Genomic DNA, 9036 nt, shown 5'->3' with positions numbered 1-9036 from the left:
AAGCGCGCGCCCTGGGCGCGCGCTAAGCCCAACGCTTTGTGCGTGCCCAGAGCTCCCACCTTAAGGGTCTGGATTGGCAATTCGAGATAGTCAATCGGCGATGCCGGCGAGGCAAAGTGGAGGACAGCGTCAATCGAGCCTTCGATGTAAATATAGTTAGTCACATCGTGATGAATGAAGAGAAAGCGGGGATGACCAGCCAGATGGGCAATATTATCGGTGTTGCCGGTGATCAGATTATCCATCGCGATCACCGTATGCCCTTCGGCCAAAAAGCGATCGCATAGGTGCGATCCCAAAAACCCTGCCCCGCCAGTAATTAGTACGCGCATAGTTGACGTTCTCCTCTATTGGTATCGGCTTGCATTGTAGTAGTTGATCGTGAAGGTTTGATGAACATCCGGCTGCTATTTATTCACTTCCCGCAGCAGATGACTCCCAATAGTGTTGGTGATGCTCGCGATAGAAGGCAATGGTGCGCGCCAATCCGGTGCGCAGATCGATCCGCGGCTGCCAGCCAAGCATGCTCCGAATGCGGCGATCATCGGCGTAGTAGTCACCAATATCGATCGGCTTGCGATCGGGGGGATAGGGAATGATCTCAAAACTGCCGCTGCCCGTCACTTCGACCGTCAGCGCCGCCAGATCGCGCAGATTGATCACCTCAAGCCCGCCCAGATTGAAAATCTGGCCGGCTGCTGCCGGATGGACGGCGGCCAGCAACAGCGCCTCCACACAATCATCCACATAGGTAAAATCGCGCAATTGTCTGCCATCGCCCCACACCTGTATCGGCTTACCTTCAATGACATTCTTGATCCAAATGCCAAGGAAAGTTTGGCGCGCATCTTTCACCCGCATCCGCGGGCCGTAGGTGTTGGTCAGGCGCAAGGCGCAGGCGCGAATGCCGTAGACATTGTTGTAGAGGATGTGGTACCACTCGCCGGCCATCTTGTTGATCCCATTGACATCAACCGGGTGGAGGAGATGGCGCTCATCGACCGGCAGATAGTCGGGTTTGCCGTAGATCTGGCGAGTAGAAGCGTATACGATCGTAATCCGTGGATTGTTCTTGCGGCAAGCTTCGAGAATCGAAAGTTGCGCTCGACAATTAATATCAAGATCGACATACGGATTGCGCATCGAGTCGAGATGGCTGGTCTGACCGGCCAGATTAAAGAGAAAATCGTGCCCCTGCACCAGATAATCCATCGAGTATTCATCGCGCACATCGGCAATATTCACCCGCACCCGATCCTCGATCCCGGCGATATTATAGAGATTACCGCCGTATTCCGGGATTAGCGAGTCGACTAACGTCACTTGCGCGCCCAAATCAACCAAGCGATGGGCTAAATTTGAACCAATAAACCCCAACCCGCCGGTAATCAATACCCGCGCGCCGGCAAATGTCGTGCGATCAATCATACGAACCCCATGCGTATTGTTTCGGCGACAAGCATTACGTCGTCGTAGTTCAATTCCGGATACATTGGCAGCGAGAGAATCCGCCCGGCCAAATCTTCAGTGATCGGCAAACTACCCGGATGATAGCCAAGATCGGCATAAGCCGGTTGGAGATGGGTTGGCGCCGGATAATGAATATCGCACCCAATCCCGTGCGCTGACAGGTGTTCGCGCAAGCGATTGCGGGTCGCCCGATCGGCAAGCGTGATCACGTAGAGATGATAGACGTGCCCCGGCTCATCAACCGGCAATCCTACCGGCAGATCGGCTAGCGCGGCGGCGTACCAAGCGGCCCGTTCACGCCGCGCCGAATTAGCGGCGGCAAGATGCGGCAGTTTCACCCGCAGCAGCGCCGCCTGCAACTCATCGAGCCGTGAATTACGGCCACCCGCTTCGGTCGTATAGTATTTGCGCTCCCAGCCATACATCCGCAGCCGGCGCAGCCGTTCGGCAAATGCCGGATTGTTAGTAACAACCGCACCGCCATCACCCAACGCACCGAGATTTTTGCTGGGGTAGAAGCTAAATGCAGCCAAATGCCCCCACTGCCCGGCCATGCGCGGCGCACCGCCGGTGTCAGGCCGCCATGCGCCGTGCGCCTGCGCCGCGTCTTCGATCACGGTCAAACCATGCTGTTCGGCAATCGCCATAATCGCCGGCATATCGGCCAGCCGCCCAAACAAATGCACTGGGATGACGGCTTTGGTGCGCGAGGTGATCGCCGCTGACAACGCCGCCGGATCCATGGTTTGCGTCACCGGATCGACATCCACTAACACTGGCCGCGCGCCGGCTTGGAGGATCGCCGCGACATCGTACATACAAGCGTTTGCTACCGTGATCACCTCGTCACCCGGCCCGACCCCAGCCGTGGCTAACGCCAAATAGAGCGCTTCGGCACCGCTGGCGACGCCTACACAGTGCTCAACACCGCACAGCATGGCAAATTCGCGTTCGAAGCCGGCCACTTCGGCGCCCAAAATATACCAACCGCTTGCAATCACTCGCTCGGCAGCAGCAAGCAACTCGGCTTGCAAGGCTTGATGGCTGCGCTGCAAATCGCCAAACGGCACCCGCCACGTGATGGTCATACGCTTACTCCTGAGATGCAAACGGCGGCCTTTTCCTCGCATGCATCAGATTGCCACTTCTCAATCAGCCGGTACCATAGCGCAATAGTACCCGATTCTGGTTGCACGTTGCCAACTTTCTCAGTACAGTGGAGACATGCATCATTATGTAGAAAGGAGGTGAGAAAGAAATGAGTATCAACCATTGGCTCAAAGCCGTGCGCGTGGCTGTTACTCACCACGAGCGCGGACAAGGATTAGTCGAGTATAGTCTGATCATCATGTTAATTGCACTAGTTGTTGTTGCAGCAGTTAGCACTCTCGGCATTTCGCTGTCGGATATGTATAACATCGTCGTCGACATCTTCCGGTAAGGGTTTTAGCCGGCGCAAAGGGGTGAATGTCTCGCTTTGGTGCATGTACGCCTTTGCGTCAGCTATTCTTCCGCCACCTTAGCCAACCGCGCCCGATCAAGCACGATCACCCGCCCCCGCTCCAGCTTCACCAATCGCTCTTCAGCCATCTGGCGCAACGCTCGCCCAGCGATCTCGCGCACGGTACCGGTGCGCTCGGCCAGTTCTTGATGTGTCACTTCGGCAGCGCCTTCCGCCGCCTCGGCCAACAACAACCGCGCCAGCCGCGCCCGTACCGAACGAAAGGCGAGGTCTTCGACCAAGGTGACTAACTCGCGCAATTGGCCGGCCAAATCCGAAAGCGCGGCCAGTGCCAGATCAGGATGCTTGCGAATCAAGGCCAGCAGATCGTCACGGTCCAACAACAAACAGGTTACATGACTCATGGCCCGCGCTGTCGCCGGGCTCAAGCCACCATCAAAGATCGGCACTGCATTGAAATATTCCCCCGGCCCGGCCATCGCCAATACTTGCTCGCGCCCATCAGTCGCTGTGCGTGAGAGACGCACCCGCCCGCGCACCACAAAAAAGATGGCATGCGCCGGCTGATCTTCGTGTATGATATGTTGGCCGGGCCGGTAATGGCAAATATGGACGCGCCGCGCCGTGTCGGCCAGCGTCGTTTCATCAAGGCTGGCAAACAACGGAATGGCGCGCAGGTCTTCAATTGTCATTGCGCCGCTCTCAATCTTCGATCGTCGTTGGCTCCGGCATTGGTTCTCATCACCATTATAGAGACTTTTATGCTGCACAATGTTACGCTCCACGATGGCGCTCTTTTGGCGTATCACGATCTTGGCAGCGGCCCGCCGTTACTGCTCCTCCACGGCTTCACCGACACCGCTCGCTCGCACATGGGGTTGCTAATCGACGACCTCAGCCACGATTATCGCGTGATTGCGCCCGATTTGCGCGGCTATGGCGCTAGCCGCCCGCCCAACCGCACCTTCCCGCCCGATTTTTACCAGCGCGATGCCGCTGATATGGCCGAACTGCTCGATAGTATTCAGCCGGGGCCGGTGGTGGTGTTGGGCTTTAGCGACGGCGCCGAGAGCGCGCTGGTGCTGGCGGCGCGCCGGCCCGATCTGGTGCGCGGCGTGGTGGCGTGGGGGGTGGCCGGCGTGATGAGCCAAGCGATGGTTGATGCCGTGCAAGATTGGTTGCCGGTGTCGGCATGGGATGAGCGGCGCGCCGCGTGGCGGCAAGAGATTATCGAGCTGCACGGGCGCGAGCAGCTTGAACCGATGATTGAGGGGTGGGTGCGGGCGGCAGAGGCGATTGTCGCTGCCGGCGGCGATATTTGCTTGCGCGAAGCGCCGCAGATCCGTTGCCCGACGCTGCTGATCAACGGCGATGGCGAGCAGAATAATCTGCCGGAAGATGTACGACGGCTGGCCGCCGCCATTCCCAACTGCCGCCTTGAGTTTGTTACCAATAGTGGCCATAGCATTCAAGATGATCAACCGGCGGTGTTGATCCGGTTAATCCGGCAGTTTTTGACTAGCTAACCGGTAGACTCCACCCGCCCGATCCAGCAGATAAATCTCGCCCTCCTCATCCACCCCAAATGAGGTGGTCTGAATGGTGAGCCGCGCCACCAGCGCATGCTGCCATTCACCGGCATTCTCCCACAAGGCCCACAAGTTGCCGGTGCAGAAGTCGGCATAGAAATAGACGCCGGCCAGCGCCGGTTGGCGCGTTCCACGATAGACCTCGCCCCCAGTCACCGAGCACCCGCCGGTGGCGTTGTCGTGGCCGTACACCGCTGCCGGCAGCACTAACCCGCTTGGATCGCAATTGGTTGGCCGGTAGCATTGATCGCCCTCCATCAAGCGCCAGCCGTAATTGAGACCGGCCGCGTCTACCGGCGCGACATTCACCTCTTCCCGCGCATTTTGGCCCACGTCGGCGATGAAGAGCATGCCAGCCGCCGGATCAAAGGCAAAGCGCCATGGGTTGCGCAAACCGTAGGCCCAAATCTCCGGCAATGCGCCAGCGCGGTTGATGAACGGGTTATCAGGGGGAATAGCATACGGCTGGCCATTATCAACATCGATCCGCAACAGTTTGCCCAAGAGGGTATCAAGTCGCTGCCCGGCGTCGAGCGGGTCGCCGGCGCTGCCGCCGTCACCGGTGCCGATGTAGAGGTAGCCGTCAGGGCCAAACAACAGCAGGCCGCCATTATGATTCGCCGCCGGCTGCGCGATCTGCAACAGCACGCGCGCACTGGTCGGATCGGCCCGGTTGGGATCGGCGCTGACCCGATATTCAGCGACCACCGTATCGCCGCCGGTATCGGTATAGTTGACGAAGAAGCGGCCATTGGCGGCAAACTGCGGGTGAAACGCGATGCTCAGTAAGCCCTGCTCGTTGCCGCGCGATCCCACCAGTGTGCGAATATCGAGAAACGGTTCAGCCAGCCGCTGCCCATCCCGGAGAATCCATACTCGTCCTGCCTGTTCAACCACAAACAAGCGCCCGCTGCCATCGCCGGCGTGGGTCAGATGGGTGGGCCGGTTATAACCATCGGCAATCTGTTCGAGCGCGTAAGTCAGGCGAGTCGGGTCAACCATTGTTGCCGGCGTGGTTGGCGCCGGCGATGGTGACGGCACTAGGGTGGCAGGCGGCGTGGGCCGGGTCGTTGGCGTGAGTGGCGCCGGTGTGATCACCGGCGCTGTGGGGGGCGACGGCGCTTGCGCAGCCGGATTGCCGGTTGTGCTGGTGCAGGCCGCCAAACTTACGAGACCGATCAAGACGATCCATATCCACCGTGGCATGAGTTTCCTGTCTAGTTTAAGCATCGCCACAAAACGCAAAAAGCTTACTACTTTAATTCTTACCACACCTTGCCGGCGGCGCGCTACCTTGTGGCGAATGGAGGCGTGGGGCCAACGTTAAGGCGCAAAGTGAGCAAAGGCGCTAAGGGTCGCAGAGGGCGCAAAGGATGTGAACGCAAAGACGCCAAGAATGCAGAGGTCGCAAAGTGGGTTGAGCTGACTCTCATCCTCCGTGTCCTCTGCGCTCTCTACGGTAAACAACCTACTCCCTCCCCCAGCGGGGGAGGGTTGGGGTGGGGGGAACGATCACGCCGCCAAGCCAGCCAAGACGCAGTAAGGCCAGACAGCCGGCCGGCTCCGCAGCGGGCGCAAAGAGATTGTGGGAACAGCCACTAAAAGACACAAGAGTTTAGCATCATCCTTTTGTGCCTTTTGCGCGTTTTTGCGGCAATTTCTTTCCTTTGCGCCCTCGGCGGTAAACACACAGCTTACGCCCCGCCATTCTTCGCCTGCAAAAAGCGCGCGATCAACCCCGGCAGGTTGACCAGCGGCCCGGTGCGCACCCGCGTGTGCGGCAGCGAGTCGAGGAATTGCTGGCCGTACTTCTTGGTCAGCAGCCGGCGATCGAGCACCACCACGATCCCGCGATCGTCACGCGACCGGATCAGGCGGCCAAAGCCTTGCTTAAAGCGCAGAATGCTCTGCGGGACGCTGTACTCGCTGAAGGGGTCGGCGAATTGTTCGCTGCGCGCCGCTACAATCGGGTCAGTCGGCACGGCAAAGGGCAGTTTGGTAATCACCAGCACCGACAGCGCATCGCCAACCACATCCACCCCTTCCCAGAAGCTGTTGGTGCCGAGCAAGACCGAGCGGGGAAACTCTTTCAGCCGGTCTACCAGCGCCCGCCGCGACCCGTCGATCCCCTGCGCCATGACGCCGATCCCGTGATCTTCGAGCGTCTCTTGGATCGCGGTGTAGGTCTGGCGCAGCGCGTTCGAGGCGGTAAACAGCGCCAGCATCCTCCCGCCGGAAGCCAGCGCTAGATCGATGATCGCCTGTTCGATCATCTGCTGATAACCACGCTGGTTAGGTTCGGGAATATCGTTGGGAATGTACACCAACGCCTGCTGCTCGTAATTGAACGGCGAATCGAGCATCAGTTCTTGGCCCTCGGTGAGACCGATCCGGCTCTTGACAAACGCGAAATCGCCGGCGATGCTCAAGGTTGCCGAAGCGAGAATACTGGTCTGTTTCTGAGTAAAGAGCTGGCTTTGCAAGATTTCAGCCACGCTCAGCGGCGCAGCGGTCAGAGTGACCGTATCGCGCTGGCGGTCATACGTCAGCCAACAGATGCTGTCGTCATCGCCGAAAATCACGTGGCCGCTGCGCACGCGGGCATCGGTGGCAAACCGACGCAGCACCTCGGTGCGCACCAATACATCGTCAAGTTCGCCGCTCGTCTCGTTCAGCTCGCGCACCTGCTCTTCGATCACGGCCAGCTCGTTGCCGATTGCCGCCAGCATATCGCTCAAGTTCTGCCATGCCCGCTCGATCTCTTGCCATTCGGGCCGCTGCCGCACCCCCTTGGTCAACCGCAGCCGCGGGTCGTACTGGCCCCCAGCTTCGGTATCGAGCTGGACAAAACGGGTGAGCAGGTTAAAGCACTCGTACACTGCCGTACGGGCGCGGATCAAAGTCGGGCGCATACGCTCAATTGCCGCCGCAATCCGCTCGCCGGCTGCGCCCCCGCCTCCCAACTCGGTCAAGACCACCGGCAACTCACTGAGCAGGCCGCTCACCACCTGCGCGCCGCCGCTCTGGAACAGATCATCGAGAAACTTGAGCAAGCCGGCTTGATCGAGATTAAAACTGAGCTGGTCGGTGGCGACATCCTCTACATTGTGCGCCTCGTCGATCACCAGATGGTCGTAGGGTGGCAAGACTTGCGAAGCGGCGGCCAGATCGGCGATCAGCAAGGCATGGTTCACCACCACCATATGGGCCGCTTCGGCGGCGCGACGGGCGCGGAAGAAGTAACACTCGCGGAAGTGGGGGCAACGCGCGCCGGTGCAAGTCTCAACCGAAACATTTACCTTATTCCATGCCGCCTGCTCGCGATCAACCAGTGGCAGCTCGGTGCGATCGCCGCTGGCGGTCGTCGGCAGCCAGAGTTGAATCTTGAGCAGCGCGCGCACCTCTTCGATCGCCAGATTCTCGCTGCGGTGTAGCTCGTGATACCGCTTGAGACAGAGATAATTGCTGCGCCCCTTCAGCAACGCCGCCCGAAAGGCGGGCAAGCTAGCGGCGGCAAAAATGCGCTGCAAATCGGGAATGTCTTTGTTGTAGAGCTGATCTTGCAGGTTGATCGTGTTGGTCGAGATGACCACCCGCTCACCGCGTTGCACCGCGTACATCGTCGCCGGCGCCAGATAAGCCATGCTCTTGCCAGTGCCGGTGCCGGCCTCAACGATCAGCGGCTCGCTGCAGTTAAACGCCTTCGCCACGGCACGGGCCATCTCAACCTGCGGCGGGCGCGGTTCGTAACCGGGAAAAGCGCGGCCAAAGGGGCCATCGGGGCTGAAAAATGCGCCAATCGCCTCAAGGTCGAGCGGGCGGGCATCGCCGGTCGGGCGCAACGGCGGCAGATCAGGGGCGAGCGCCTCTGCCGGTTCGGGCGGAGCGGCGATCGGCTCATGGAACGCATTGCGCGCCTTCTGGCGCAACGCTTCTTCAAACAGATCGCGCAACGGCAAGCCAATCTTGCCCATCAACCGCACCATCTCGCCCAACGTTGCCAAATCGAGCTGCAGCATGCGCTCGGTCAATTCAGCAAAGAGCTGTGCCGTTACCTCAGCGTCGTTGAGGGCGCGATGGGCATCGGGATGGGGAATGCCGAGCCGGGCGGCCAGCGCCGACAATTTATAGCTCGTCGCCTGCGGCAAGAGCAGCGTTGCCAGATCGAAGGTATCGTACACCGGCTGGTTAAAACTCATGCCTTGCGCCCGCAGCATGGTCAGGTCGAAGCCAATCGAATGGCCGACAATCGGGCGATTGCCAATAAAACGGGCCAGTTCGGCGCCGATCTCGTTAAAGCGGGGCGCTTTCACCAACGCCGCCGGATCAATCCTGGTCAAGCGGGTAATCTTCAGCGGCACCGATTGGCGTGGGCGCACCAGCCGCTCGAAGCGGTCGAGAATCTCGCGCCCGCGAAACGTGACCGCAGCGACCTCAATAATTTCATCGAGGCCGCTCTGCAAGCCGGTCGTTTCGACATCGATCGCAACGTAAATGCGGTTATTCATGGGTACA

8 protein-coding genes are annotated in these 9036 nt (G+C 59.6%); 2 read left to right on the top strand and 6 right to left on the bottom strand.

Annotated elements, in window-relative coordinates; all coding sequences use genetic code 11:
- The 3 genes from U9R61_RS00815 to U9R61_RS00805 all read right to left on the bottom strand — a co-directional run.
- Positions 1-332, bottom strand: a 332-nt coding sequence (locus U9R61_RS00815) for an NAD-dependent epimerase/dehydratase family protein (protein WP_322486927.1), incomplete at its 3' end; no start/stop codon positions are given.
- Positions 333-411: 79 nt separating this feature from the next.
- Entirely contained in the window at positions 412-1428 is a 1017-nt protein-coding gene (locus U9R61_RS00810) for an NAD-dependent epimerase/dehydratase family protein (RefSeq protein ID WP_322486926.1), read from the bottom strand.
- Positions 1425-2558, bottom strand: a complete 1134-nt coding sequence (locus U9R61_RS00805; RefSeq protein ID WP_322486925.1) for a DegT/DnrJ/EryC1/StrS family aminotransferase — start codon at positions 2556-2558, stop codon at positions 1425-1427. The genes U9R61_RS00810 and U9R61_RS00805 overlap by 4 nt, the downstream gene beginning before the upstream one ends.
- A gap of 170 nt (positions 2559-2728) precedes the next feature.
- On the opposite strand from U9R61_RS00805, the gene U9R61_RS00800 reads away from it, so the two are divergent.
- Entirely contained in the window at positions 2729-2911 is a 183-nt protein-coding gene (locus U9R61_RS00800; RefSeq protein WP_322486924.1) for a hypothetical protein, read from the top strand.
- 62 nt (positions 2912-2973) lie between these two features.
- Here U9R61_RS00800 and U9R61_RS00795 read toward each other — a convergent pair whose 3' ends face one another.
- The gene (locus U9R61_RS00795; RefSeq protein ID WP_322486923.1) at positions 2974-3624 is read right to left on the bottom strand and encodes a Crp/Fnr family transcriptional regulator; all 651 of its coding nucleotides are present in this window, start codon (positions 3622-3624) and stop codon (positions 2974-2976) included.
- Between the two features lie 69 nt (positions 3625-3693).
- Between U9R61_RS00795 and U9R61_RS00790 the strand changes: the two genes are divergently transcribed.
- Positions 3694-4458 carry an alpha/beta hydrolase gene (locus U9R61_RS00790; RefSeq protein ID WP_322486922.1) on the top strand — a complete coding sequence of 255 codons (765 nt, stop codon included), beginning with the start codon at positions 3694-3696 and terminating at the stop codon, positions 4456-4458.
- On the opposite strand, the gene U9R61_RS00785 is transcribed toward U9R61_RS00790, so the two are convergent.
- Together U9R61_RS00785 and U9R61_RS00780 are read right to left on the bottom strand one after the other, a co-directional pair.
- The gene (locus U9R61_RS00785; RefSeq protein WP_322486921.1) at positions 4432-5727 is read right to left on the bottom strand and encodes a PQQ-dependent sugar dehydrogenase; all 1296 of its coding nucleotides are present in this window, start codon (positions 5725-5727) and stop codon (positions 4432-4434) included. The genes U9R61_RS00790 and U9R61_RS00785 overlap by 27 nt on opposite strands.
- A 488-nt stretch (positions 5728-6215) precedes the next feature.
- Positions 6216-9029, bottom strand: a complete 2814-nt coding sequence (locus tag U9R61_RS00780) for a helicase C-terminal domain-containing protein (protein WP_322486920.1) — start codon at positions 9027-9029, stop codon at positions 6216-6218.
- Positions 9030-9036: the final 7 nt, after the last annotated feature.

This window comes from Chloroflexus sp. (genome assembly GCF_034431535.1).
GTDB lineage: Bacteria > Chloroflexota > Chloroflexia > Chloroflexales > Chloroflexaceae > Chloroflexus.
The sequence above is the reverse complement of the archived record's forward strand: the minus strand, read 5'-3'. Positions and strand labels throughout refer to the sequence as shown.